The sequence below is a fragment of the Streptomyces sp. NPDC014864 genome (genome assembly GCF_043081525.1).
Lineage (GTDB): Bacteria > Actinomycetota > Actinomycetes > Streptomycetales > Streptomycetaceae > Streptomyces.
Genome location: NZ_JBIBWT010000009.1, coordinates 231,021 through 255,268, shown reverse-complemented (window position 1 = coordinate 255,268; position 24,248 = coordinate 231,021). Strand labels below are relative to the sequence as shown.

Annotated in this window: 23 protein-coding genes and 1 tRNA gene; 12 read left to right on the top strand and 12 right to left on the bottom strand. The window is 72.4% G+C overall.

Features of this window, described 5'->3' with window-relative positions; all coding sequences use genetic code 11:
- The first annotated feature begins 40 nt into the window (after positions 1 to 40).
- Positions 41 to 2,209, top strand: a complete 2,169-nt coding sequence (locus tag ACF1A5_RS19125) for a fructose-specific PTS transporter subunit EIIC (protein ID WP_392194028.1) — start codon at positions 41 to 43, stop codon at positions 2,207 to 2,209.
- Positions 2,210 to 2,378: 169 nt separating this feature from the next.
- Entirely contained in the window at positions 2,379 to 2,633 is a 255-nt protein-coding gene (locus ACF1A5_RS19120) for a hypothetical protein (protein ID WP_392194027.1), read from the top strand.
- A 23-nt stretch (positions 2,634 to 2,656) separates the two neighbouring features.
- Here the strand turns inward: ACF1A5_RS19120 and ACF1A5_RS19115 are convergent, their stop codons facing one another.
- The 3 genes from ACF1A5_RS19115 to ACF1A5_RS19105 form a co-directional block, all read right to left on the bottom strand.
- On the bottom strand, positions 2,657 to 3,403 hold the full coding sequence (locus ACF1A5_RS19115) for a DUF6227 family protein (RefSeq protein WP_392194026.1): 747 nt from the start codon (positions 3,401 to 3,403) through the stop codon (positions 2,657 to 2,659).
- A gap of 175 nt (positions 3,404 to 3,578) precedes the next feature.
- Positions 3,579 to 4,796, bottom strand: a complete 1,218-nt coding sequence (locus tag ACF1A5_RS19110) for an Ig-like domain-containing protein (RefSeq protein WP_392194025.1) — start codon at positions 4,794 to 4,796, stop codon at positions 3,579 to 3,581.
- A gap of 131 nt (positions 4,797 to 4,927) precedes the next feature.
- Positions 4,928 to 5,983, bottom strand: coding sequence for a P1 family peptidase (locus ACF1A5_RS19105; protein WP_392194024.1), 1,056 nt, complete (start codon positions 5,981 to 5,983; stop codon positions 4,928 to 4,930).
- An 82-nt stretch (positions 5,984 to 6,065) separates the two neighbouring features.
- Between ACF1A5_RS19105 and ACF1A5_RS19100 the strand changes: the two genes are divergently transcribed.
- Positions 6,066 to 6,236, top strand: coding sequence for a hypothetical protein (locus ACF1A5_RS19100; RefSeq protein WP_392194023.1), 171 nt, complete (start codon positions 6,066 to 6,068; stop codon positions 6,234 to 6,236).
- A 123-nt stretch (positions 6,237 to 6,359) separates the two neighbouring features.
- On the opposite strand, the gene mscL is transcribed toward ACF1A5_RS19100, so the two are convergent.
- From mscL to ACF1A5_RS19070, 6 genes are all read right to left on the bottom strand, one after another.
- Positions 6,360 to 6,818 (bottom strand): large conductance mechanosensitive channel protein MscL, encoded by a 459-nt coding sequence (gene mscL, locus ACF1A5_RS19095; RefSeq protein WP_392194022.1) that lies wholly within the window; start codon positions 6,816 to 6,818, stop codon positions 6,360 to 6,362.
- Between the two features lie 57 nt (positions 6,819 to 6,875).
- Complete coding sequence (locus tag ACF1A5_RS19090; protein WP_392194021.1) at positions 6,876 to 7,433, bottom strand: hypothetical protein; 558 nt, start codon at positions 7,431 to 7,433, stop codon at positions 6,876 to 6,878.
- A gap of 329 nt (positions 7,434 to 7,762) precedes the next feature.
- Positions 7,763 to 8,596 (bottom strand): S-methyl-5'-thioadenosine phosphorylase, encoded by an 834-nt coding sequence (locus tag ACF1A5_RS19085; RefSeq protein WP_392194020.1) that lies wholly within the window; start codon positions 8,594 to 8,596, stop codon positions 7,763 to 7,765.
- A gap of 100 nt (positions 8,597 to 8,696) precedes the next feature.
- The gene (locus tag ACF1A5_RS19080; protein WP_392194019.1) at positions 8,697 to 9,014 is read right to left on the bottom strand and encodes an FmdB family zinc ribbon protein; all 318 of its coding nucleotides are present in this window, start codon (positions 9,012 to 9,014) and stop codon (positions 8,697 to 8,699) included.
- A 67-nt stretch (positions 9,015 to 9,081) separates the two neighbouring features.
- Positions 9,082 to 10,305, bottom strand: a complete 1,224-nt coding sequence (locus ACF1A5_RS19075; RefSeq protein WP_392194067.1) for an MFS transporter — start codon at positions 10,303 to 10,305, stop codon at positions 9,082 to 9,084.
- Positions 10,306 to 10,755: 450 nt separating this feature from the next.
- Positions 10,756 to 12,285, bottom strand: coding sequence for a potassium/proton antiporter (locus ACF1A5_RS19070; RefSeq protein ID WP_392194066.1), 1,530 nt, complete (start codon positions 12,283 to 12,285; stop codon positions 10,756 to 10,758).
- Between the two features lie 203 nt (positions 12,286 to 12,488).
- Between ACF1A5_RS19070 and ACF1A5_RS19065 the strand changes: the two genes are divergently transcribed.
- Positions 12,489 to 15,332 carry a penicillin acylase family protein gene (locus ACF1A5_RS19065; protein WP_392194018.1) on the top strand — a complete coding sequence of 948 codons (2,844 nt, stop codon included), beginning with the start codon at positions 12,489 to 12,491 and terminating at the stop codon, positions 15,330 to 15,332.
- A gap of 240 nt (positions 15,333 to 15,572) precedes the next feature.
- Here the strand turns inward: ACF1A5_RS19065 and ACF1A5_RS19060 are convergent, their stop codons facing one another.
- The gene (locus tag ACF1A5_RS19060; protein ID WP_392194017.1) at positions 15,573 to 16,151 is read right to left on the bottom strand and encodes a 5-formyltetrahydrofolate cyclo-ligase; all 579 of its coding nucleotides are present in this window, start codon (positions 16,149 to 16,151) and stop codon (positions 15,573 to 15,575) included.
- 132 nt (positions 16,152 to 16,283) lie between these two features.
- Between ACF1A5_RS19060 and galU the strand changes: the two genes are divergently transcribed.
- The 7 genes from galU (at position 16,284) to ACF1A5_RS19025 (ending at position 22,070) form a co-directional block, all read left to right on the top strand.
- A complete protein-coding gene (galU, locus tag ACF1A5_RS19055; RefSeq protein WP_392194016.1) occupies positions 16,284 to 17,186 on the top strand; it encodes a UTP--glucose-1-phosphate uridylyltransferase GalU in 903 nt (300 codons plus the stop codon).
- A gap of 5 nt (positions 17,187 to 17,191) precedes the next feature.
- Positions 17,192 to 18,514, top strand: a complete 1,323-nt coding sequence (gene glp, locus ACF1A5_RS19050; protein WP_392194015.1) for a gephyrin-like molybdotransferase Glp — start codon at positions 17,192 to 17,194, stop codon at positions 18,512 to 18,514.
- Between the two features lie 193 nt (positions 18,515 to 18,707).
- Positions 18,708 to 19,220 carry a cyclic pyranopterin monophosphate synthase MoaC gene (gene moaC, locus ACF1A5_RS19045; RefSeq protein ID WP_392194014.1) on the top strand — a complete coding sequence of 171 codons (513 nt, stop codon included), beginning with the start codon at positions 18,708 to 18,710 and terminating at the stop codon, positions 19,218 to 19,220.
- On the top strand, positions 19,217 to 19,774 hold the full coding sequence (locus ACF1A5_RS19040; RefSeq protein WP_392194013.1) for a molybdenum cofactor biosynthesis protein B: 558 nt from the start codon (positions 19,217 to 19,219) through the stop codon (positions 19,772 to 19,774). The genes moaC and ACF1A5_RS19040 overlap by 4 nt, the downstream gene beginning before the upstream one ends.
- 17 nt (positions 19,775 to 19,791) lie before the next feature.
- Positions 19,792 to 20,448 carry a GNAT family N-acetyltransferase gene (locus ACF1A5_RS19035; RefSeq protein ID WP_392194012.1) on the top strand — a complete coding sequence of 219 codons (657 nt, stop codon included), beginning with the start codon at positions 19,792 to 19,794 and terminating at the stop codon, positions 20,446 to 20,448.
- A 184-nt stretch (positions 20,449 to 20,632) separates the two neighbouring features.
- Positions 20,633 to 21,880, top strand: coding sequence for a gephyrin-like molybdotransferase receptor GlpR (glpR, locus tag ACF1A5_RS19030; protein ID WP_392194011.1), 1,248 nt, complete (start codon positions 20,633 to 20,635; stop codon positions 21,878 to 21,880).
- A 116-nt stretch (positions 21,881 to 21,996) separates the two neighbouring features.
- Positions 21,997 to 22,070, top strand: a tRNA-Ala gene (locus ACF1A5_RS19025).
- A gap of 159 nt (positions 22,071 to 22,229) precedes the next feature.
- Here ACF1A5_RS19025 and ACF1A5_RS19020 read toward each other — a convergent pair.
- Complete coding sequence (locus tag ACF1A5_RS19020) at positions 22,230 to 22,706, bottom strand: GNAT family N-acetyltransferase (protein WP_392194010.1); 477 nt, start codon at positions 22,704 to 22,706, stop codon at positions 22,230 to 22,232.
- A gap of 83 nt (positions 22,707 to 22,789) precedes the next feature.
- On the opposite strand from ACF1A5_RS19020, the gene ACF1A5_RS19015 reads away from it, so the two are divergent.
- Positions 22,790 to 23,593, top strand: coding sequence for an exodeoxyribonuclease III (locus ACF1A5_RS19015; RefSeq protein ID WP_392194009.1), 804 nt, complete (start codon positions 22,790 to 22,792; stop codon positions 23,591 to 23,593).
- Between the two features lie 19 nt (positions 23,594 to 23,612).
- On the opposite strand, the gene ACF1A5_RS19010 is transcribed toward ACF1A5_RS19015, so the two are convergent.
- Positions 23,613 to 24,233 (bottom strand): MerR family transcriptional regulator, encoded by a 621-nt coding sequence (locus ACF1A5_RS19010; RefSeq protein WP_392194065.1) that lies wholly within the window; start codon positions 24,231 to 24,233, stop codon positions 23,613 to 23,615.
- Positions 24,234 to 24,248 lie beyond the last annotated feature (15 nt).

Below are 24,248 nucleotides of genomic sequence, written 5' to 3'. Positions count from 1 at the left end.
ACCGCACGCCCCGGGCGACACGCGTGCTAAGGAGCCCGCGATGAGCAGCATGATCACCGCGGACCTGGTCGACCTCGACCTGTCCGCCGACACCAAGGACGCGGCGGCCCGAGCCCTCGCCGAGCGGATGGTGGCCCAGGGCCGGGTGACCGACCTGGAGGGTTTCCTCGCGGACGTGGCCGCCCGCGAGGCGCAGATGCCGACCGGTCTCGACGGCGGCATCGGCATCCCGCACTGCCGCAGCGAGCACGTCACCGAGCCCACGCTCGCCTTCGGGCGCAGCGCCGCCGGGATCGACTTCGGTGCGGCGGACGGCCCCGCCGACCTGATCTTCCTCATCGCCGCGCCGGCCGGCGCCGACGACGCCCATCTGACGATCCTGTCCTCGCTGGCGCGGCAGCTGATGAACGCCGAGTTCACCTCCGCGCTGCGGTCGGCGGGCGACGCGGCCGCCGCGGCGGCGCTGATCCGCGGTGACGAGGCCCCCGAGGCGGCGCGGAGCGACGGCGAAGACTCCGCTGCGGCGCCGGGGGCGGCCTCCGCCGGCGCCGCAGCGGGCAGCATGCCCGAGACGGACACCGCCGCCTCGGGCTCCGCCCCAGTCCCCACTCCGGCGCCGGGCGTCACCGCCGGGTCTCCCACCGAGTCCAAGGCTGCCGCCGGCTCCGGCGCTCCCGCCGGGTCCGAGGCGCCCGGCGCATCCGGTGGGCGTCCCTTCCGGATCGTCGCCGTCACCTCCTGCCCCACCGGCATCGCCCACACCTACATGGCGGCCGAGTCGCTGGAGAACGCGGGCCGGGCGGAGGGCGTCGAGGTCGTCGTCGAGACGCAGGGCTCGGCCGGCTTCACCCGGATCGACCCGGCCGTGATCGCCGCCGCGGACGGCGTGATCTTCGCCCACGACGTGCCCGTACGCGACAAGGACCGCTTCGCCGGGAAGCCGACCGTCGACGTCGGCGTGAAGGCGGGCATCAACCGGCCCGGCGAACTGATCACCGAGGTCCGGGACAAGGCGGCGCGCGGCGAGGTCACCTCCGGTGCGGCGCGGACACCGGTCGAGCGGGCCGGCGACGCCCACGAGGGGTACGGCACCAGGCTGCGCAAGTGGCTGATGTCCGGCGTCAGTTACATGGTCCCCTTCGTCGCGGCCGGTGGTCTGCTGATCGCTCTCGGCTTCGCGATCGGCGGCTACAAGATCAACAAGGCGCCGTCGGTGATGGACCACTTCGTGTGGACCCAGGGCGACAGCTGGGCCGCGCTGCTCTTCCAGATCGGCGTGGTGTCCTTCGGCTTCCTCGTCCCGGTCCTCGCCGGATACATCGCCTACGGCATGGCGGACCGCCCCGGCCTGGTGCCCGGTTTCGTCGGCGGCTCGATCGCCCTGACCATCAACGCGGGCTTCCTCGGCGGCCTGGCGGCCGGTCTGATCGCCGGCGGTGTGGTGATGGCGATCCAGAAGGTGCGGATACCGCAGGCCGTGCGCGGCATCATGCCCGTGGTGGTGATCCCGCTGATCTCCTCGGCGGTGGTCGGCTTCCTGATGTTCGTGGTCATCGGCAAGCCGATCGCCGCCGGGCAGAAGGCGATGACCGACTGGCTGAACGGCCTCACCGGCACCAACGCCGTCCTGCTCGGCGCCCTGCTCGGCCTGATGATGTGCTTCGACCTCGGCGGCCCGGTCAACAAGGTCGCCTACACCTTCGCCACCGCCGGCATCGCGGTCGCCGACCCGAGCGACTCCGCGATGAAGATCATGGCCGCGGTGATGGCGGCGGGCATGGTGCCGCCGCTGGCGATGGCGCTGGCGACCACCGTGCGCGGCCGGCTCTTCACCCGGGCCGAACGGGAGAACGGCAAGGCCGCCTGGGTGCTGGGCGCCTCCTTCATCTCCGAGGGCGCGATCCCGTTCGCCGCGGCCGACCCGCTGCGCGTCATCCCGTCCGCGATGGTCGGCGGCGCGGTCACCGGTGCGCTGTCCATGGCCTTCGGCGCGACCCTGCGCGCCCCGCACGGCGGCGTCTTCGTGGTCCCGCTGATCGGCAGCCCGTTCCTCTACCTGATCGCCATCGCGGCGGGCGTGTGCGTGACGACGGCCCTGGTGGTCGCGCTGAAGAGCCTGCGCAAGCCGGCCCCCGGCGCGGCGGCCCAGGGCACGGGGGAGAACGCGCAGGCGCCGGCGGCCGACCGGAAGCACCCCGTGGCGGCGTGAGTCCGTGGCGCCGGCCGCCGCCCTGGGAACGACCCGGGGGCGGCGGCCGTCGCCCTGCCCGCCTGCTTCTGCCGCTGTCCCTTTGGGGCACTGTGAGTTGTTCCACGGCACCTGCGAGATACGTCACGGTCCGGGGTCAAAGTCCCGGCCGTGGTGTCTACTGGAACGCATGCCTGAGCATGTCTCGCCCCTGATGTGGATGGGTGTGGCCGTCCCCGCCGCGCTGACCGCCGCCTGTCTGATCGGCCTGGCCCGCATCCGACGCGCCGTCCGCCTCGAGACCGCTCACCGGCCCACTCTCCCGCGCCTGCCGGCCGTCCCCCACCAGTCCGAGTCCGGCCCCCACCGCGAGTCCGTCGAACTGACCCCGGCGGAACGGGACGCCTTCGTGGGCCTGATGCGGCAACTGGACGAGGGCCACTGAGCGGCCGCTGCCGGCGCTCGCCCCTACGACACCCGCGCCGCCCGGCGCTCCATCGCGTCCCGGGCCGCGTCCTCCGTCGCGTACACCTCGCACATGTGCCGGCCGTCCGGCGTCGCCGTGTGCTCGACCTCCCACAGGGAGATCTCACTCCCGTCCCCGAGCAGGAAGGCGTGCTCGTAGAGGGAGAAGCACAGCCCGGCGCGGCCCGCGCGGCAGGGGCGGCCGAAGGCCTGGGTGATCTGGTGCGCGGCCGCCGTCGCCAGCAGGGAGGCGATGTCCGCGCCCGGCCGGTCCGGGTTCTCCGCGCGCCGCAGCAGACGGCGCGCATGATCGGCCGAGCCGTCCGGCACATACGTGTGCCGCGCCTCGGCAACCTGCGAGAGCTGCATCAGCACCGGGAGTTCGAAGTCCGGCGTGTCCGCCGGGAGCGGCAGTCGGCCGGTGGCGGTGCGCAGCTCCTCCTCGTCGACGTAGACCTCGTGCTGCGGCTCGCTGCCCGGCGCGGTGTTGTGCACCAGCTCCCAGAGGGTGAGCGCCGAGCCGTCGGCGAGCAGCCAGGTGTGCCGGTACGTCTCGCGGTGCAGCCCCGCGCTGTGGTGGGCGGAGTGCAGCGAACCGTCGTACGCGAGGGCGCAGTCGAGCCGCCGTATGGTCTCGTCGGGCAGTTCGAAGGAGTTCAGGGCGCGGCCGAGCAGTCGCGCGAGGTGCTCCTCCGGAGACTCGGGCGATTCGCGTGGCTCGTACGCTGCCGTCTCGTACGGAACGCTCAAGGTTTCTCCCGGCGTCGCTGCATGTCACCTTGTGGGTGCATACCGTAGCCCCTCGGTCGGACATCATGTCCGGGAACCGAGAAAACGTACGCCGGGAAAACGAGCGGGCCGCGCGAGAAGTTCCCGCACGGCCCGGCGATGGGTCAAAATCCGCTGCTGGAAGGCCTGTTGGCGATCACACGGCGCTTCCCGCGGTCCACTGGCTCCAGTCCATGTTCCAGCCGTTGAGCCCGTTGTCCGGGGCGACCGTGGAGTCGGGGGAGTGCTTGACGACCACGACGTCGCCGACGAGCGAGTTGTCGTAGAACCACTTGGCGCTGGTGTCGCCCTGCGCGCCCTGCACGTCCGCGAGCCCGACACAGCCGTGGCTGGTGCCCTCGCGGCCGAAGGGCGGGTTGCCCTTGTTGTACCAGTAGTTGCCGTGGATGAACGTGCCCGACGAGGTCAGGCGCATCGCGTGCGGTACGTCCGCGATGTCGTACTCACCGCCGAAGCCGACCGTGGAGCCGTTCATGCGCGTCTGCACGAACTTCTCCGAGATCACCATCTGCCCGTTGTAGGTGGTGTGCTGCGGGCTGCCGGCCGAGATCGGCACCGTCTTCAGGGTCTGCCCGTCCCGCACGACGGTCATCGTCTGCGTGCCGACGTCGACCGTGGAGACCTGCGAGCGGCCGATCGTGAAGGTGACCGTCTTCTTCTGCACGCCGTAGACGCCGTTCGCGCCCTGCACGCCGTCCAGGTCGATCCTCATCGTCACCTTGGAGCCGGCCTTCCAGTAGTCCTGGGGCCGGAAGTCGAGCCGCTGCGCGCCGAACCAGTGGCCGACGACCTGCTGTCCGCTGTTGGAGATGACCGTGATGTGCGACTGCACGGCCTTCTTGTCGCTGATCGCCTTGTCGAAGGTGAACGACACCGGCATCCCGACGCCCACCGTCGCGCCGTTGTCCGGTGTGTACGTGCCGATGAAGCTGTTCGCCGAGCTGACCGTGGTGAAGATGGAGTTGGCGGCGGCGGTACGCCCGTCCTCGTCCTTGGCGGTCGCCGAGATCTGGTACTTCGTGCCGCGCTCCAGCTGCTCCTTCGGCTTCCAGCTCCGGCCGTCGGCCGAGATCGAACCCTGCACGGCCTGCCCCGAGCCCGCCACCGTCATCTTCACCTCGGTCAGCCTGCCGTCACTGACCTTCACGCCGGTGGCGTTGATCGAGGCACCCGTCGAGCCGTCCTTGGCCGAGATGGCGATCTTCGCCGTGGACGTCTTGGGGTTGCTCCTGTCACCGTCCTTGCCGTCGTTGGCGGTGGCGTCGCCACCGCATCCGGTGAGGGTCAGGGCGCCGACCATCAGGGCGGCACAGGCCACCAGTGCGCGCCGCGCTGCTATGTCCGGCGTTGTCACGGGCTGCTCCAGGTTCGAGTGGTGAGGTGATCCGCTGCAGTGCGTCGGTAAAGAGCGATCCACCACCCGCCGGGGTTCCCGCCGATCGCGCTACGGGCCACCGCGTGACAGAACCGGGACAATCGCAGGCATCACGAGATATACGAGCCGGACCGTCCACCTCCGACTCCGTACAACTCCTCGTAGGCGGGCCAGGCCCCGCCCGGCCCGTCCACCGGCTCGGCGGCGCGTACGGCCCGTACGATCGCCCGGGTCACCACGTCCGCGCCCGCGGCCAGGACGGCGTTCAGGGCGAGGGGATCGCGGGAGTCCAGCGGGTGTTCACCCGTGGCCAGAGCGAACACCGTGTCCCCGTCGTTGAGCAGATGGACCGGGCGCACGGCGCGCGCGATGCCGTCGTGCGCCGTCCCGGCCAGCTTCTGCGCCTGCGCCTTGGACAGGTCCGCGTCGGTGGCGACCACCGCCAGCGTGGTGTTCAGCGGCGGCGTGCCGTTCCGTTCGGCGGACTCGGCGAGCCGCCGGCGCGCGGTGTCGTGGACCCGCGCGTCCGGGTACGTCACCCGCCCCCGTCCCACCTCCCCGTACAGCACCCCCGTCTCCGGATCCAGCGCCGATCCCACCGCGTTGGCCGCCACCAGCGCGGCCACCGTGATCCCGGAGTCCAGCACCGTGCTCGCGGTGCCGATCCCGCCCTTGAGCGGACCCACGGCCGCTCCCGTCCCGGCGCCCACGCAGCCCTCCGGCACGGACGCACCCGGTTCGCTCGCCGCCGCCTCCTCGACCGCCGCGCGCCCGGTGGCCGCGTCCGGCCGGGCCCGGAAGTCGCCGCCCCGCCCGAGGTCGAAGAGGCAGGCGGCGGGCACCACCGGCACGACCTGCGCGGGGTCCGGCCCCACCCGCACCCCGCGCCCCCGCTCCTCCAGCCAGGCCATCACCCCGGAGGCCGCGTCGAGCCCGTAGGCGCTGCCCCCGGTCAGCACGATCGCGTCCACCTTCCGCACCAGGTTGCGCGGATCGAGTGCGTCGGTCTCCTTGGTGCCCGGGCCGCCGCCGCGCACGTCGACGGCGGCGACGGCACCGCCCTCCGGCGCGAGCACGACCGTGGTGCCGGTGAGCCACCCGCCGCCCCTGCGCGTCGCGTGTCCCACCCGCACACCGGCGACGTCCGTCAATGCGTCAACTCTCATGGGGGCAGTCTCCCGCCGCCGCCCGTGTCCCGGAGCGGACTTCACCGACGGCCCCGGCCGCGCCGGACCGTACCCTGGAGGCATGAGTACCGCCCCCGAGCCGCGCGATCCCAAGAGTGCGCTGATCTTCGACGACCCCCTGAGCCAGCAGTCCACGGACGACACCGACCGCGGGTGGGGCGAGCGGACGGAGAGGGACAGCGCCGCCGACCTGAAGCGCTTCCTCGACGAGAAGCCGCCCCACCACATCTGAGGCACGCTCCACCGCCTCCGGGGTCAGCCCTGCGACCGCCAGGGTCAGCCCTGTCGACTCCGGTATCGGCCCCGGCGCCTCCCCGGCCGACAGGCCTCCCGGAGTCCCGCCGGCCCGAGACCGCTACCGCCGGCCCTGCTCGGGGCCGCGCTGCGCGACCAGCTCGTCGCGGATCTCCTTGAGCACTTCCAGTTCGGTCACCTCGATGATCTCCCGGGTGCCCTCCCGGGCCTTCCTCCGTGCCTCCTGGCGGGCCAGGAACTTCGCCATGGGCAGGACCATCAGGAAGTAGACCACCGCCGCGGTGATCACGAACTGGAGGGTGGCGCCGAGCACCGATCCCCACAGGATCTGGATGCCCTCGTCGCCCTTGCACCTGTCGCTCAGGCACGAGCTGTAGTGGTCGAGGTTCTTGGTGCCGATCGCCCCGATGACCGGGCTGATCACACCCTTCACCACGGCATTGACGATGTTGGTGAAGGCCGCGCCGACGACCACCGCGACCGCCAGGTCGACGACGTTCCCGCGCATCAGGAAAGCCTTGAAGCCCTGCCAGACGCTCGGGTCCTTCTTCTCGCTCACCTCGGAGCCCTCCTCGTACAAACAGGTTGTGGAACAAACAGCTCCGCAACCTACGGCTCACCACAGCGTCACCGCCAGCCGGGACGTCACACCGGCCCCCGCCAGACGCGCCGCCGTGGCGCGCGGCACCGAGAGAGCCACCAGCGCGCCGCTCTCCGCCGTGCCGTCCACGGGTTCCGGCACCTTCGTCACCCGCGCGCCCCGCGCGACCACACGGGCCTCGCCGCCCGCCGCCGGATCCTTCGCGGCGATGACGTCGACCCGGTCTCCCGGCCGCAGCAGCCGGACCGTGGCCGCGTCGGCGATCCGCACCGGCGCGGTCACCAGGGCCTCGCCGTGCCCGCCGGGGTGCTCCCGCACCCGGGCCGCCGGCGGATGGCCGCGGGGCCGCCCGCTCCGAGGAGAGTCGGGTCCGTATCCCGGCCCCGCCGCCACCAGCGCGGCCGCGGTCACGGCGAGCCCGGCCGCCACCGCCCGCCTCCGGTGCCGTACGAGCCGCCGCAGCCCGTACCGGCCGCCGCGCACCCGCACCGGCGCGAAAGAGGGCACCGGGCACGGGGCGGGAGCGTCCGTGCCCGGCGGGAGCAGCGACGACGGAGAAGCCGGGGAAGGCACCGCCGACGGACACGACGGACACGACGGACACGACGGACACGACGGACACGGCGAAGAGGGCGGAGGCGAGGGAAGCGACGGAGACGACGGAGACGAGGACACGGGAACCCGCTGAACCACCAGGGACCACCACCTGTGGACGACGTGGAATCGGTTGCGATGCCACGATCCACGAAGCGGCGGCCGTCCGCCGGGGCCCGTGTGCTACTGCCGGGTTGTGGACAACCGCCTCACCCGAACGGGACGTTCCGCCAGGCAGCGGAGGCAGCGGAGGCAGCGGAGGCAGCGGAGGCAGACCAGTCCCGCCGGAGAGGCCCCCGCACCCCCACCTACGGCAGCACGAACCCCGGATCCATCCCGCCCAGCGCGTTCGAGCACAGGCAGTCCCGTTCCGCCTCCGGGGGCAGCGCGGCCACCGCGTCGAAGAGCACGCCCCGCAGCCGTTCCACGTTGGACGCGAACACCCGGAGCACCTCCTCGTGCGAGACGCCCTCGCCGGTCTCGGCACCCGCGTCGAGGTCGGTGACCAGGGTCAGCGAGGTGTAGCAGAGCTCGAGTTCGCGGGCGAGCGCCGCCTCCGGGTGGCCGGTCATGCCCACCACCGACCAGCCCTGCGCCTGGTGCCACAACGATTCGGCACGGGTCGAGAAGCGCGGGCCCTCCACCACGACCAGCGTGCCGCCGTCGACGGGTTCCCAGTTCCGCCCGCGTGCCGCCTTCAGGGCCGCCGCGCGCCCGGTGGGGCAGTAGGGGTCGGCCAGGGAGACGTGCACCACCCGCGGCACCGTGCCGTCGGGCAGCGGCAGCCCGTCGAAGTACGTCTGCACCCGGGACTTCGTACGGTCGGCGAACTGGTCCGGCACCAGCAGGGTGCCGGGCCCGTACTCGGGGCGCAGGCCGCCCACCGCGCAGGGGCCGAAGACCTGGCGCACGCCCACGGAGCGCAGCGCCCACAGGTTGGCCCGGTAGTTGATGCGGTGCGGCGGAAGGTGGTGGCCGCGGCCGTGCCGGGGCAGGAAGGCGACCCGGCGGCCGGCGATCTCACCGAGGTAGAGGGAGTCGCTGGGCGGCCCGTACGGCGTGTCGACCTGGATCTCGGTCACGTCGTCCAGGAACGAGTAGAAGCCGGAACCGCCGATTACACCGATCTCTGCGTTCGCCATGACCAGCACACTATCCGCCCCCGACCGTCGTGAGGAGGCCGCTTCGGGAACGCCGGGAACCCCGCCGTCCGGCGACGGCGGGGCCCGGGGAGAAGAGGTGTCAGGCGGCGGAGCTGCCGGCCGAGCTCGACGGCGAGGCCGAGGACGTGCCCGCGGCCGACGAACCCGAGTCGGAGGAGGACGACGAGCTCGAGGACGTGCTCGACGACTTCGACGACGCCGGGCTGCTGCTCGACGAGGAGCCGCGGCTGTCGTTGCGGTAGAAGCCGGAGCCCTTGAAGACAATGCCGACCGCGGAGAACACCTTCTTCAGGCGCCCCTGGCAGCTCGGGCACTCGGTCAGCGCGTCGTCGGTGAACTTCTGCACCGCCTCGAGGCCCTCGCCGCACTCGGTGCACTGGTACTGGTAGGTGGGCACTGTCTTCCTCCTGGCACTCTGACTCGATGAGTGCTAACGACGATCCATAGTGACGTATTCCTCGAGATCAGTCCACCGACACGGGCGCGCGGTGACCGACGCCACGTGCGACCGTCCGGGCGCGGGGCCGCGCGTCGAGCCGTGACCGCAGGGCCACCAGGGTCGCCAGGGCCAGCACCGTGCCCGCCAGCGGGACCAGGAACCCGGCGCCGCCCCACAGCCGGTCCTCCAGCTGCCCGGCGACGGTGACGGCGGCCGCCTGGCCGAGCGCGACGGCGCCGGTGAGCCAGGTGAACGCCTCGGTGCGGGCGCCGGCCGGCACCAGGCTCTCGACCAGGGTGTAGCCGGTGATCAGGGCGGGTGCGATGCACATGCCGACCAGGAGGCCGAGCACGGCGAGGACGGCCGCCGAGTGGGCGGTCCACAGGGCCGACGCGGTCAGCGCGAGGGCCGCGTAGCCGAGGACGAGGCGGCGCTGCGGGGAGGCCTTCCAGGCCACGGCTCCGCAGACCACGCCGGAGAGCATGTTGCCCGCGGCGAAGATCCCGTACAGGACGCCGTTGAGGCCCGGCTCGCCGATCGACTCGGTGAACGCGGCCAGCGAGACCTGCATCCCGCCGAAGACCGACCCGATGCCCAGGAAGGTCACCATCAGCACGCGCACGCCGGGCACGCGCAGGGCGGAGGCGTGCGCCACGCGCGCGTGGGCCTCGGCGGTGACGGCGGGCTGGGTGTGCTTCTGCGCCGCGAACAGCAGACCGCCGGCCAGGGTCAGCACGGCCTCCGTCAGCAGGCCCGCCGCCGGGGCGACGGTCGTGCACAGCGCGGTGGCCAGCAGCGGGCCGACGACGAAGGTCAGCTCGTCCGTGACCGACTCGAAGGCCGCCGCGGTGCTCATCAGCGGGGAGTCCTTGAGCATCACGCCCCAGCGGGCCCGCACCATGGGCCCGACCTGCGGCACCGAGGCCCCGGTCGGCACGGCGGCCGCGAACAGCGCCCACAGCGGGGCGTGCGCGAGAGCGAGCGCCGTCAGCGTCAGTCCCGCCAGGGCGTGCATCAGGACGCCGGGCACCAGCACCGCGCGCTGCCCGTGACGGTCGGCGAGCCGGCCGCTGTAGGGGGCGAACAGGGCCATGGAGACACCGGTGACGGCCGCGGTGGCGCCCGCCGCGCCGTAGGAGCCGGTGGTGTGCTGCACGAGCAGCACGATGGAGAGGGTGAGCATGGCGAACGGCTGGCGGGCCGCGAAGCCGGGGAGCAGGAACGTCCAGGCGCCGCGGGTGCGCAGCAGCTGCCCGTACCCGGGCCGGGAGGACGATGCCGCCGGACCGGTCGGTTCGGTGGGGTTCCCCGAGCGCGCCGGGTTGGTGGCGCTCGCGGTGGTCGCCGCGTGCGCGGAGTCCGTCGAGGTGCCCGGCTCCGTCGTGTTCCGCGCCGGTCCGGTGGAGACCGTGGATGCCACGGCCCGTGCCTTTCTGCCGCCTGGTAGCGCGGGCCCACGGGCGGGGCTCCGGGCGCCGAGAGCTGTCCTCTTGCGCGGACTGCGGTAGATACCGGCGCCCACTGCGGGGGGCGAGACGGCCGCCATACGGTCGCGCCAGCTCTGCGTCAGGCAGAGTTGGTTCGATCAGGGTGCGCCTTCATCGTACAGGGGCCGGTGCCTCGTACCCCTGTGAAAAGGAGCACCGCGGCGGCCGTTCGCCTGTGATTGCCGCCGGTGTGAACAGTGCGAAACGTGCCCTCAACGCGAGCCGCCGGGATGCCGCCGCTCGCCGTGGCCGCCCCCGTTGGTGCCCAGCCAGCCGGCCAGCTTGCCGCCCCGGCCCACCGCGCGCAGCCGCCGTTCCGCGGCGTCCCGGACGGGGTCCGTGGCGACCACGAGCAGCTCGTCGCCGCGCCGCAGGACCGTCGTCGGCAGCGGGACGAACGACTTTCCCTCACGGACCACGAGCGTGACCGCGGCCCCGGCCGGCAGCCGCAGCTCGTTGACCTCCACGCCGTGCATCCGCGACCCCTCCGGGATCGCGACGGAGAGCAGATGGCCGCGCAGCCGCTCCAGCGGCGCCGCCTCGATGCCGAGGTCGGCGGCCTCCGGTCCCACGCCCAGGCGCAGCGTCCGGGCCAGCCACGGCAGGGTCGGCCCCTGCACCAGGGTGTAGACCACGACCAGGATGAAGACGATGTTGAAGATGCGGTGGGTGGCGTCGACGCCGTTCACCATCGGGATCGTCGCCAGGATGATGGGCACGGCGCCGCGCAGCCCGGCCCAGGACATCAGGGCCTGCTCCTGCCAGGGCACCCGGAACGGCACCAGGCTGGTCACCACGCTGAGCGGCCGCGCCACCATGGTCAGGACCAGGCCGATGACGAGGGCGGGCCAGATGTCGTCGCCCAGTTCGTGCGGTGTGACCAGCAGGCCGAGCAGGACGAACATGCCGATCTGGGCGATCCAGCCGAGCCCCTCGGCGAAGCCGCGGGTGGCGGGCCAGTGCGGCAGCCTGGCGTTGCCGAGCATCATCGACGCGAGGTAGACGGCGAGGAAGCCGCTGCCGTGCGCGAGGGCGCCGGCCGCGTAGGCGGTGACCGCGATCGCCATCACGGCGATCGGGTAGAGGCCGGAGGCGGGCAGTGCGACATGGCGCAGGCCCCAGGAGCCGAGCCAGCCGACCGCGAGGCCGATGGCCGCGCCGATGGCCAGTTCCAGAGCTATCTCACCCAGCAGTACGTACCAGTGTTCGACCGGCCCCGCCGAGGAGAAGGCGACGACCAGGATGACCACCGGGGCGTCGTTGAAGCCGGACTCGGCCTCCAGCGTGGCCGTCACGCGCGCGGGCAGCGGGACCCTGCGCAGGACCGAGAAGACCGCCGCCGCGTCCGTGGAGGACACCACCGCTCCGATGATCAGCGCCGGCCGCCAGTCCAGCCCGATGAGGTAGTGCGCGCCGGCCGCCGTGACGCCGACGCTCACGCCGACCCCGACCAGCGCCAGGACGGAGGCGGCGGGCAGGACCGGCTTGATCTCCTGCCACTTCGTGCCGAGACCGCCCTCGGCCAGGATCACGACCAGGGCCGCGTAGCCGATGATCTGGGTCAGCTGGGCGTTGTCGAAGTGCAGGTGGACCAGGCCGTCCTGGCCGAGGAGGACACCGATCCCCAGGTAGACGAGCAGGCTGGGGAGCCCGCTGCGCGAGGAGATCCGGACCGCTGCCACGGCGACGAGCAGGACGAGCGAGCAGACGAGAAGGAGCTGGTTGAGGTGGTGGACAGTCAGCGGCGGTTCCTCCCCCGGAGGTCTCGGGTTACTTCGTTACCTTACCTAACTCTTGACGCTTTCTTGACGCTTCGCGGGGCAAGATCGAACGTTCGCCCGCGCCTGGACCCGACTCCGCGTCAAGAGGTATCGGGCCCTGCGCCTATGGTTGCTCCAGCACTCCAGTACCGCCTGCCGCTCGCGTTAGGACAGCAAGGACAGCGATGCCCCCCAACACCACCGCCTCAACGGGTGACAAGCCCGGCAAGTCCGGCAGGAAGAAGGGGCGAAAAGCCCGACTGATCGTGCTCGTCCTGGTGCTGGCCCTCATCGGAGGCGTCGTCTACGGGGCCTACTGGTCCATCAGCACGGTCCGCTCCTCCTTCCCGCAGACCAAGGGCACCGTCACGCTGCAGGGCCTGTCGGGCCCGGTCGACGTCAAGCGCGACGGCTACGGCATCCCGCAGATCTACGCCTCCTCGGCCGAGGACCTGTTCATGGCCCAGGGCTTCGTCCAGGCCCAGGACCGGTTCTACGAGATGGACGTGCGCCGGCACATGACCTCCGGGCGCCTGTCGGAGATGTTCGGCAAGGGCCAGGTCAAGAACGACGCCTTCCTGCGCACCCTGGGCTGGAACCGGGTCGCCCAGCGGGAGTACGACACGAAACTGTCGGCCTCCACCAAGAAATACCTCCAGGCGTACGCAGAGGGAGTCAACGCCTACCTCAAGGGCAAGGACGCCTCGGACATCTCCCTGGAGTACGCGGCCCTGGGCTTCACCAACGACTACCGGCCCGGACGGTGGACCCCGGTCGACTCCGTGTCCTGGCTGAAGGCGATGGCCTGGGACCTGCGCGGCAACATGCAGGACGAGGTCGACCGCGCCCTGATGACCAGCCGCCTCGGCCCCAAGCAGATCAAGGACCTCTACCCGGACTACCCCTACGCCCGCAACAAGGCGATAGTCACGGAGGGCCAGTACGACACGCTCGGCAGGACGTTCCGGGCGAGCGGCGGCGCCGGCACCCCGACGGGCACGACCGGCTCGGCCGGCAGCTCGACGGGCACCGGCCGCTCCTCCGGCACCGCGGGCACCGGCGGCACCTCCGGGACGGCCGGCACGAGCCGGTCGGCCGGCGCGGGCGGCATCCCGGCGTCCTCCGGTTCGGGCGTGCAGAGCCAGCTGATGGGCCTGCACGACGCCATGCAGGACCTGCCCTCGGCCGTCGGCGTCAACGGCGACGGCATCGGCTCCAACTCCTGGGTGGTGTCCGGGAAGTACACCATCACCGGCAAGCCGCTGCTGGCCAACGACCCGCACCTGGGTCCCGCCCTGCCGTCGGTCTGGTACCAGATGGGCCTGCACTGCCGCACGGTCTCCAGCGCCTGCCCCTACGACGTCACCGGCTACACCTTCGCGGGGATGCCGGGCGTGGTGATCGGCCACAACCAGGACATCGCCTGGGGCATGACCAACTCCGGCGTCGACGTCACCGACCTGTACCTGGAGAAGCTCGGCGGCGACGGCTACCTGCGCGACGACAAGGTGGTGCCCTTCACCACCCGCCAGGAGACGATCAAGGTGGCCGGCGGCGCCGCCAAGACGATCACCGTCCGGGAGACCGGCAACGGGCCGCTGCTCTCCGACCGGGACGACGAGCTCGTCACCGTCGGCCGGAAGGCCGCCGTCGACACCGCGGCGCCCGACCGCGGCGACGGCTACGCCATCGCGCTGAAGTGGACCGCGCTGGAGCCGGGCACCACCATGGACGCCGTCTTCGCCCTCGACAAGGCGAAGGACTTCGGCGAGTTCCGGTCGGCGGCGGCTCTGTTCGACGTGCCCTCGCAGAACCTGATCTACGCCGACACCCGGAACCACATCGGCTACACGCTGCCCGGCCGCATCCCGGTCCGCGCCAAGACCGACGACGGCTCGATCCCGGCGCCGGGCTGGGACTCGAAGTACGACTGGACCGGCTACCTCAAGCAGGACGAGCTGCCCTACGAGTACGACCCCAAGCGCGGCTACATCGTCACCGCCAACCAGGCCGTCGTCGACCCGAAGACCTACCCGTACGCGCTCACCACGGACTGGGGCTACGGCGCCCGCAGCCAGCGGATCAGCGACCTGATCCAGTCGAAGATCGACGGCGGCGGCAAGATCTCCACCGAGGACATGCGGCAGATGCAGCTGGACAACAGCAGCGAGATCGCCAAGCTGCTCGTGCCCAAGCTGCTGAAGATCGACATCGGCGACAAGGACGTCCGCCAGGCGCAGAAGCTCCTGGAGGGCTGGGACTACACCCAGAACGCCGACTCGGCGGCGGCCGCCTACTTCAACGCCGTCTGGCGCAACGTGCTCAAGCTCGCCTTCGGCAACAAGCTGCCCAAGGAGCTGCGGGTCAAGGGCCAGTGCCTGTGGGTGGAGCCGTCCGACACCACCGGCCCGGCCGACGAGGCGCAGAAGGTCCGCGAGTGCGGTGAGCGCGACTCCGACCAGGCGCAGCCCGACGGCGGCGACCGCTGGTTCGAGGTGGTGCGCACCCTCACGGACGACGAGAACAGCGACTGGTGGAAGGCGCCTGCGGCGGGCACCCGCCCCAAGGCCGACAACCGGGACGAGCTGTTCCGGCGCGCCATGATCGACGCCCGCTGGGAGCTGACCGCCAAGCTCGGCAAGGACATCGACACCTGGAGCTGGGGCCGGCTGCACCGCCTGTTCCTGAAGAACCAGACCCTGGGCACCGACGGACCCGGCTTCCTGCAGTACGCCCTCAACCGCGGCCCCTGGAAGCTCAGCGGCGGCGAGGCCGCGGTCAACGCGGCGGGCTGGAACGCGGCCGGCGGCTACGGCGTCATCTGGGTGCCGTCGATGCGGATGGTCGTCAACCTCGCCGACCTGGACAAGTCCCGGTGGATCAATCTCACCGGCGCCTCCGGGCACGCCTTCAGCGCCCACTACACCGACCAGACCGGCAAGTGGGCCAAGGGCGACCTGCTGCCGTGGTCCTACTCGCCGGACGCGGTCGACCGGAGCACGAGCGACAAGCTCACGCTCAAGCCCTGAGCGGCCGGTGAGAAAAGGGGCCCGCACCCACCTCGGGGGCGGGCCCCTCGCGCTCGGCACGTCCGGCACCGGCGCGGTCATCTCCCTGACCGGGTCGGGCAATCACGCGGCCGGCGACCGTGCCGGTGATCCACGCTTCCGGTTATCGGAAAGCTGAACAGGAGCCGAGTCCGGGTGCGACCGACAAAGCCCCGAGCAGGGTTTGACCGGCGCTCTGATAAAGCCCTGATAATGCACTGATCAAGCTCTGAAACGCCGCACGCCGGAGGGCGTCACGACCGCCTGCACCGGCCGGTCGTGTCCCTCCCCGGGGACGTGCCCGACGACCTCGGAGTCGTACAAGAGCACCACCAGCGCCGGGTGGACGCCCGCGCGCTCCAGACGGGCCAGGACCCGGTCGTAGGATCCGCCGCCGCGGCCCAGCCGCGTCCCGCGCGCGTCGACGGCGAGCCCGGGCAGCAGGACGACGTCCGCCTCCGTCACCGCGTCCGGGCCGAGCCGCTCGCCCGCGGGCTCGAACAGCGCCATCCTCCCGCCGTGTTGCACACGCGTGAGGGAGCCCTCCCCGCCGTACACGCCCCAATCCAGGTCGTTGTCGGGCAGCAGGGCCGGCAGCAGGACGCGCGCCCCCCGCGCGCGCAGCGCGTTCAGCAGCGCGAGGGTGCCCGGCTCGGCGCCCACGGAGACATACGCGGCCACCGTGCGCGCCCCCGCCAGCTCGGGCAGCTCCAGCGCGCGCCCGGCGAGCCCGGCCGCCGACTCCCGCACGTCATCCGCGGTCAACCTGTTCCTCACCGCGAGGAATTCCCGGCGCAACATTTGCTTGTCAGGCTCGCCTTTGTGTCCGGTGTGACGCAACGTCGTTCCCGTACCCTTCCCAATGTGCTCGTACAAGAGCCGAATGACCGGAGCCGCAGATTCCCTGCAAAGGCACCGGATAAGGTTGCGGACATGACTCAGTCGCACCCCAGGATCAGCAAGGCTGTCATTCCCGCAGCAGGTCTCGGTACCCGGTTCCTGCCGGCCACCAAGGCCACTCCCAAGGAGATGCTGCCGGTGGTCGACAAGCCGGCGATCCAGTATGTGGTCGAGGAGGCCGTCACCGCGGGTCTCAACGACGTCCTCATGGTCACGGGCCGCAACAAGCGCCCCCTGGAGGACCATTTCGACCGCAACTACGAGCTGGAGTCGGCCCTGGAGAAGAAGGGCGACGAGAGGCGGCTCGCCAAGGTGCAGGAGTCCAGCGACCTGGCGATGATCCACTACGTCCGCCAGGGCGACCCCAGGGGCCTGGGTCACGCCGTGCTCTGCGCGGCCCCGCACGTCGGCCACGAGCCCTTCGCCGTGCTCCTCGGCGACGACCTCATCGACCCGCGCGACCCGCTGCTCCAGCGGATGATCGACGTCCAGGAGACCTACGGCGGCAGCGTGGTCGCGCTCATGGAGGTCGCGCCCGAGCAGATCCACCTCTACGGCTGCGCGGCCGTGGAGAGCACCACGGACGGCGACGTCGTCCAGGTGACCGGCCTGGTCGAGAAGCCGGACGCGGCGGACGCCCCCTCCAACTACGCGATCATCGGCCGGTATGTGCTCGACCCGCACATCTTCGACATACTCCGGACCACGGAACCCGGCCGCGGCGGCGAGATCCAGCTCACCGACGCGCTGCAGCAGCTCGCCCAGGACGAGAAGATCGGCGGCCCGGTGCACGGCGTCGTCTTCAAGGGCCGCCGTTATGACACCGGAGACCGTGGCGACTACCTGCGTGCCATTGTCAGACTCGCGTGCGAACGTGAAGACCTGGGCCCCGACTTCAAGGCCTGGCTTCAGCGCTACGTAGCCGAGGAGATGTAACGACGTTGAGCAGCGCCGCGACCCCCGCCGCCGACCCGGACCGCCTGTGGTCGGTGGACGAGCACCTGGAGGACGTCCTCACGACCGTCCGCCCCCTCGACCCCATCGAGCTGAACCTGCTCGACGCCCTGGGCTGCGTCCTGGTCGAGGACGTGACGGTGCCGGTCTCCCTGCCGCCGTTCGACAACAGCTCCATGGACGGCTACGCGGTACGGGTCACGGACGTCGCGGGCGCGAGCGAGGAGTTCCCGGCGGTGCTGGAGGTGATCGGGGACGTCGCCGCGGGCGCGGCCGGCCTCACCCGGGTGGGACCGGGTCAGGCCGCCCGCATCATGACCGGCGCGCCGCTGCCGCCCGGCGCCGAGACGGTGGTCCCCGTGGAGTGGACCGACGGCGGCCTCGGCGAGGGCCCGGTGCGGGGGATGCGCGCCCGCAGCCTGGCCCCCGAGGGAGCGCGCGGGCACGTGCGCGTGTACCGGTCGGCCGAGGCACGCGCGCATGTGCGCCCCCAGGGCAGCGACGTGAAGGCGGGCGACCTCGCCCTGGAGGCCGGCACCGTCCTCGGGCCGCCGCAGCTCGGGCTGCTCGCCGCGATCGGCCGCGGCACGGTCCGGGTGCGCCCGCGCCCGCGCGTGGTCGTGCTCTCCACCGGCAGCGAACTCGTCCAGCCCGGCGAGCGCCTGGGCGAGGGCCAGATCTACGACTCCAACAGCTTCGCGCTGACCGCGGCCGCCCGGGACGCCGGCGCCATCGCCTACCGGGTGGGCGCCGTCGCCGACGACGCCGACACCCTGCGGTCCACCATCGAGGACCAGTTGGTCCGCGCCGACCTGATGGTCACCACCGGCGGCGTGAGTGTCGGAGCGTACGACGTCGTCAAGGAGGCGCTGGCGCACGTCGGCGACGAGGACGAGTCCGGCGGCGGCGTCGACTTCCGCAAGCTGGCCATGCAGCCCGGCAAGCCCCAGGGGTTCGGCACCGTCGGCCCCGACCACGTCCCGCTGCTGGCGCTGCCCGGCAACCCCGTCTCCTCGTACGTCTCCTTCGAGCTGTTCGTCCGGCCCGCGATCCGCGTCCTGATGGGCCTGGAGGACGTCCACCGGCCCCGGACCCGGGCGACCCTGGCCGCCGGCAAGGCGCTCGGCTCGCCCAAGGGGCGCCGGCAGTTCCTGCGCGGGACGTACGCCGACGGCGAGGTGACCCCCGTCGGCGGCGCCGGGTCCCATCTGGTCGCGGCCCTCGCCCAGGCCGACGCGCTGATCGTCGTCCCCGAGGACGTCGAGTCCGTCGAGCCCGGCACCGAGGTCGAGGTCGTCCTGCTCGGCTGAACCCGTCATGCGCGGGGGTGCGCGGCCGACCCCATCACGCCCGGGGGTGCGCGGCGGGCTCCCACGCGCGCGGGTGTGCGGCGGGCCCGGGGGTCCTGGTCCGCTGCCCGCTCCGCCCGGGCGGTACCGTGTCGCGCACAACAGGCCCGCGCACCGCACCGCGGCGGGCCCGGACCGGGAGCGCCACACGATCATGACCGTGCCTTCCCGGGGGGAGACCCCCGGATCCCCTGCGCAGGACCGACTGACGCACCTCGACGACGCGGGCGCCGCCCGCATGGTCGACGTGTCCGGCAAGGAGGTGACCGCGCGCACCGCCCGCGCCGCCGGCCGCGTCCTCGTCTCGCCCCGCGTGGTCGAGCTGCTGCGCGGCGAAGGGGTCCCCAAGGGCGACGCCCTCGCCACCGCGCGGATCGCCGGGATCATGGGGGCCAAGCGCACCCCGGACCTGATCCCGCTGTGCCACCCGCTGTCGGTGTCGGGTGTGAGACTGGACCTGTCGGTCGCGGACGACGCCGTGGAGATCACGGCCACCGTGCGGACGACGGACCGCACGGGCGTGGAGATGGAGGCGCTCACCGCGGTCTCGGTCGCCGCGCTCACCGTGATCGACATGGTCAAGGCGGTCGACAAGGGAGCGGTCATCACGGACGTGCGGGTGGAGGAGAAGACGGGCGGCAAGTCGGGCGACTGGAGCCGGGCATGAGCGGCGCGCCGGACGTGCCGTACCGGGCACTCGTCGTGACCGCCTCCAACCGGGCCGCCGCCGGGGTGTACGAGGACAGGGGCGGTCCGCTCATCGTGGACGGCCTGAAGGGCTTCGGGTTCGCCGTGGACGGCCCGCGGGTCGTCCCGGACGGCGACCCGGTCGAGGCCGCGCTGCGCGCCGCCGCCGAGGCGGGGTACGACGTCGTGGTCACCACCGGCGGCACCGGCATCTCGCCCACCGACCGCACCCCCGAGGCGACCCGCCGGGTGATCGACCACGAGGTGCCGGGCATCGCGGAGGCCGTCCGGGCGTACGGACGGCGGAAGGTGGCGACCGCGGCGCTCTCCCGGGGCCTGGCCGGAGTGGCCGGACGGACGCTGATCGTCAACCTGCCGGGCTCCACCGGCGGGGTGAAGGACGGACTGGCCGTCCTGGAGCCCCTGTTGACGCACGCCGTCGACCAGCTGCGCGGCGGCGACCACCCCGGGCCGGGCGGGGAGCCGGCTCCGTCCGGCGACGACCGGTCCAGACGCCCCGGGGGTGCGAGCTGAACAGCCCGTCCTGGCCCGTGGTGCTCGCGGAGGGCGATGTCGTCCTCCGCCCGATAAAGCTGCGCGACCAACGGGTCTGGCGCGAGGTCAACCGGCGCAACCGGGACTGGCTCAGACCCTGGGAGGCGACCATCCCGCCGCCCACGCCCAGCGGCCCGATAACGCACCGGCCGACCTACCGCCAGATGGTCCGCCACCTCAGGTCCGAGGCGCACGCGGGCCGGATGCTGCCGTTCGTCATCGAGTACCAGGGGCGGCTGGTCGGGCAGTTGACGGTCGCCGGCATCACCTGGGGCTCGATGTGCTCGGGCCACGTCGGCTACTGGGTGGACGAGGCGGTGGCCGGCCGCGGAGTGATGCCGACGGCCGTGGCGCTCGCCGTGGACCACTGCTTCCGCACCGTCGGCCTGCACCGCGTCGAGGTCTGCATTCGCCCGGAGAACGGGCCGAGCCGCCGGGTGGTGGAGAAACTCGGATTCCGCGAGGAGGGGCTGCGGCCGCGTTATCTCCACATCGACGGCGCCTGGCGCGACCATCTGGTCTACGCGCTCACCGCGGAGGAGGTGCCCGACGGGCTGCTGAACCGGTGGCGCCGCACCCGCGCCCAGCGGGCCCGGAACACGACCTCCGGCGAACAGAACACCCCAGGGAATCCCGCGTGGCCCGGAAATTGAATAAGTGTTCGAAATTGCCTCGTCCTGGATCTGCTCGCGACCGTCTCGGGGACATTGAATTTGCAGGGTTGACGGCCGACTGATCGCATCGGTCACAAAAAAAGTTCGAAATATCAGCCAGATCGTGCGACACACCGGCGCAATTGGCAGATGGCCTCACGCAAACCCCTCTACCGTGTGAGGCGTGAGCAGCAGCGGCCTCATCTACGCAGTCATTGTCGGGGCCTGGGCCGCCTACTTGGTGCCGATGTGGCTCCGTAGGCAGGACGAGCTGAACGAGGCCCGTCCGACGGAACGCTTCAGCACAGCCATCCGGCTGCTGTCCGGACGGGCGGGCATGGAGCGCCGGTACGCCAGGGACCTGCGGGCGCGCTCCACCGACGAGGGGGAGCGTGACGCCATGGGACCGGACGCCGTCACCGACTCGGTGGACGTCCGGGCCTTCGCCGTGTCCCCGACCCGGGCACAGGAGCCCGCTCCGGTGCCGGCACCGGAGCGCGAGCAGACACCGGACCGCGGGCGTCCGGGGGCGGCACATCCCGGGCGCCCGGGCAGACCCGCGGCCCGGTCCGCCTCCGCGGCGGCCCACTCCACCGGGCCGGCCGTCACGGCCGGCGAGGTGCCCGCACGGCCGCGTGTGCCCGCCGCCCGGCGGGCCCCCGGCGCGGAGGCGGCCGCAGCGCGCGCCCGGCGCTCGAAGGTCCTCGCGCGCCGCCGGCGCACCACCGTCATCCTCTTTCTCGCCTTCACCCTGGGCGCGATCGTGGCGGCGGTCGGCGGCCTGGCGCTCCTGTGGGCGCCCGCGGTGCCCGCCGTCATGCTCAGCGGGTACATCGTGTACCTGCGGGCGCAGGAGCGGCGCCGCTTCGCCTTCCAGATGGACCGCCGCCGCGCGGAGGCCGCCGCGCAGCGGCTCCGCGAGCGCCAGCCGCGCCGGCGGGCGGCCGTGGAGGCGGCCGCGGACGAGCCGGAGGCCGGACCCGAGCCGGAGACCGACCAGGAGCTCGCCGCGCTCGCCGCCGACCGCCGCGCCCTCGTCGAGCAGACCGACCACGCCGAGTGGCTCGACCAGCAGCGCGAGCGCCAGCGGCGTCCCGGCCACGGCGACAGCTGGGACCCCGTACCGGTGCCGCTGCCGACGTACGTGACCGCGCCGGTCGCCCCCCGCGCCACCTCCGACGTCGACCTCGGGGCGCCCGACGCCTGGAGCTCGGCCCGGTCCAGCTCCGCCGTGCCGGAGCAGGAGGCGGCCCCCGCCGTCCCCGACGCAGCGCCGCAGCGGCCGTCGGCCCACGACGAGGACCGGCCGGCCCCCGACGAGCGCAGCGACGCCCGCCGCGCCGCCTCCGCCCGCCGCTCCCGCGAGCGCGGCCGGACGCCGCTCTTCGACCAGTACGAGGACGGGGATCGCCCGCGGGCGGTCAACGAGTAGACCGCGGGGCGGCGGGACTCCGGCGGAAACACCGCCTCCGGAGCCCCGCCCCTGACCAGCCGGGCAATGGATTTCCGACCACCCGGACGGGGATGCTAGAGTTTCACTCGTTGCAAGGGCCTGTGGCGCAGTCCGGTAGCGCACCTCGTTCGCATCGAGGGGGCCAGGGGTTCAAATCCCCTCAGGTCCACGCAGCTCAGAGCCCCGGTCGGTGAATTCCGACCGGGGCTCTGACACGTTGTAGGCCCCGGTGATCGGGGCGCCCCCCGCCGTGATCCCTCTCCCGCGCCGAAGCCCCGCGCGGGCAACTGGCGGGGACTCCGGGCGGGTTGGCGGTCGCCGCCCCCGGCTACAGCAGCTTGGCGAAGCACATGCTCGACTCGTACTCCCGGTAGTAGCCGAACTTGGCGCACGGTTCGTAGCCGCTGGAGGTGTACAGGGCGATGGCCTCCGGCTGCTGGTCGCCGGTCTCCAGGACCATGCGGACCCGGCCGGCCGCGCGGGCGTCGTCCTCCAGCGTGGCGAGCATCCGCCGGGCCAGGCCGCGGCCGCGCATCTGCTCGACGACGAACATCCGCTTGAGCTCGGCGTCGCCGTCCTCGTTGCCCTCGGGGTTGCTGTCCTGGCTGCGCCAGCCGCCCGTCGCGACCGGGGTTTCGTAGGCGTCGTACGCGATCAGGTACACGCCGCGCGGCGGCCGGAAGTCCGCCGGGTCCAGGTGCGTGGCGTCGCCGCCGTCGCCGTAGCGCAGGTGGTACTCGGCCTGGACCTCGTCGTTCAGCTTGACGGCGTCGGGGTGGTCGAAGGACACGGGGCGGAAAATCATGTGGGGAACCGTATATCAATGCAGTGGCGGACGGGTATCCGTCTCGAACGAGACCTCGTCCAGTGTGCCGGTAAGGTGCCCGGGTGCTCACTGTGACGACCGCCAATGTAAATGGACTGCGGGCCGCCGCGAAGAAGGGCTTCGTGGAATGGCTCGCGGACACCTCCGCCGACGTGCTCTGCCTGCAGGAGGTGCGCGCCGAGCCGCACCAGCTCCCGGAGCACGTACGCGCCCCCGAGGACTGGCACGTCGTCCACGCCCCGGCCGCCGCCAAGGGCCGCGCGGGCGTCAGCCTCTACACCCGCCGGGAGCCCGACCGGGTCCGGGTGGGATTCGGGTCGGCCGAGTTCGACGGCGCCGGACGGTACGTCGAGGCCGACCTGCCCGGCGTCACGGTGGCCAGCCTGTACCTGCCCTCCGGCGAGGTCGGCACCGAGCGCCAGGACGAGAAGATGCGCTTCATGGGCGAGTTCCTCGCCCACCTCAAGGAACTGCGCGAACGCGCCGCCGCCGACGGCCGGGAGGTCCTCGTCTGCGGCGACTGGAACATCGCCCACCGCCAGGCCGACCTCAAGAACTGGCGCGGCAACACCAAGAACTCCGGCTTCCTCCCCGAGGAACGGGAGTGGCTGAGCACCGTCCTCGAACCCACCGCCGGCGGCTACGTCGACGTCGTCCGCACCCTCCACCCGGACATCGAAGGGCCGTACACCTGGTGGTCCTACCGGGGCCGGGCTTTCGACAACGATTCAGGTTGGAGGATCGACTACCACGTGTCCACGCCGCGGCTCGCCGCCAGGGCGGTCAAGGCGTTCGTGGAGCGGGCCGCGACGCACGCCGAGCGGTGGTCGGACCACGCGCCGGTGACGGTCGTCTACGACCTCTGACGCCCGGGCCCGCCCGTCCTCACGCCCGCTTGCGCAGGCGGCGGTCCAGGGCCATGGAGAGTTCCGCCTCGACCACGCTCTTGGCGAGGGGGCGCAGGCGGTGGAGTTCCTCCTCGGGGGCGTGGCGGGTGACGAGGTCGGTGAAGAGTTCGGCGAGGGCGTCGGCGTGCTCGCGGACGCGTTGTCCGGCGGCCAGGACCTCGGCGAGCGGGATGCCCTCGCGGACCAGGGCGGCGGAGACGTCGAGCAGGCGGCGGCTGATGTGGACGATCTCGTCGCCGTCGGTGCCGAGGTAGCCGAGCCGCATGGCGGCGGCGAGGTTCTCCGCGGTGACCTGGCCGGCGAAGTGGTCGGCGAGTTCCTCGGGGGTGAGACGGACCGGGGTCTCCTCGGTGGGGGCGCCGAGGCCGAGCAGGTCGCCGACGTCGCGGCCGTGGTCGAAGGCCTCGGCGAGTTCGGCGATGCCGTTTAGGGTGTGGCCGCGTTCCAGCAGGGCCGAGATCGTGCGCAGGCGGGCCAGGTGGTGGTCGTCGTACCAGGCGATACGGCCCTCGCGACGGGGCGGCGGGATGAGTTTGCGCTCGCGGTAGAAGCGCAGGGTGCGCACCGTGATGCCGGCCAGTCTGGCCAGCTCCTCCATGCGGTACTCGCGTCG

Excerpts from the sequence above, each read along its gene's own strand:
- ACF1A5_RS19125 (WP_392194028.1), top strand. The coding sequence starts at position 41 with ATGAGCAGCATGATCACCGCGGACCTGGTCGACCTCGACCTGTCCGCC.
- ACF1A5_RS19120 (WP_392194027.1), top strand. The coding sequence starts at position 2,379 with ATGCCTGAGCATGTCTCGCCCCTGATGTGGATGGGTGTGGCCGTCCCC.
- ACF1A5_RS19105 (WP_392194024.1), bottom strand. The coding sequence starts at position 5,983 with ATGAGAGTTGACGCATTGACGGACGTCGCCGGTGTGCGGGTGGGACAC.
- ACF1A5_RS19100 (WP_392194023.1), top strand. The coding sequence starts at position 6,066 with ATGAGTACCGCCCCCGAGCCGCGCGATCCCAAGAGTGCGCTGATCTTC.
- ACF1A5_RS19085 (WP_392194020.1), bottom strand. The coding sequence starts at position 8,596 with ATGGCGAACGCAGAGATCGGTGTAATCGGCGGTTCCGGCTTCTACTCG.
- ACF1A5_RS19065 (WP_392194018.1), top strand. The coding sequence starts at position 12,489 with ATGCCCCCCAACACCACCGCCTCAACGGGTGACAAGCCCGGCAAGTCC.
- ACF1A5_RS19060 (WP_392194017.1), bottom strand. The coding sequence starts at position 16,151 with ATGTTGCGCCGGGAATTCCTCGCGGTGAGGAACAGGTTGACCGCGGAT.
- galU (WP_392194016.1), top strand. The coding sequence starts at position 16,284 with ATGACTCAGTCGCACCCCAGGATCAGCAAGGCTGTCATTCCCGCAGCA.
- moaC (WP_392194014.1), top strand. The coding sequence starts at position 18,708 with ATGACCGTGCCTTCCCGGGGGGAGACCCCCGGATCCCCTGCGCAGGAC.
- ACF1A5_RS19040 (WP_392194013.1), top strand. The coding sequence starts at position 19,217 with ATGAGCGGCGCGCCGGACGTGCCGTACCGGGCACTCGTCGTGACCGCC.
- ACF1A5_RS19020 (WP_392194010.1), bottom strand. The coding sequence starts at position 22,706 with ATGATTTTCCGCCCCGTGTCCTTCGACCACCCCGACGCCGTCAAGCTG.
- ACF1A5_RS19010 (WP_392194065.1), bottom strand. The coding sequence starts at position 24,233 with ATGGAGGAGCTGGCCAGACTGGCCGGCATCACGGTGCGCACCCTGCGC.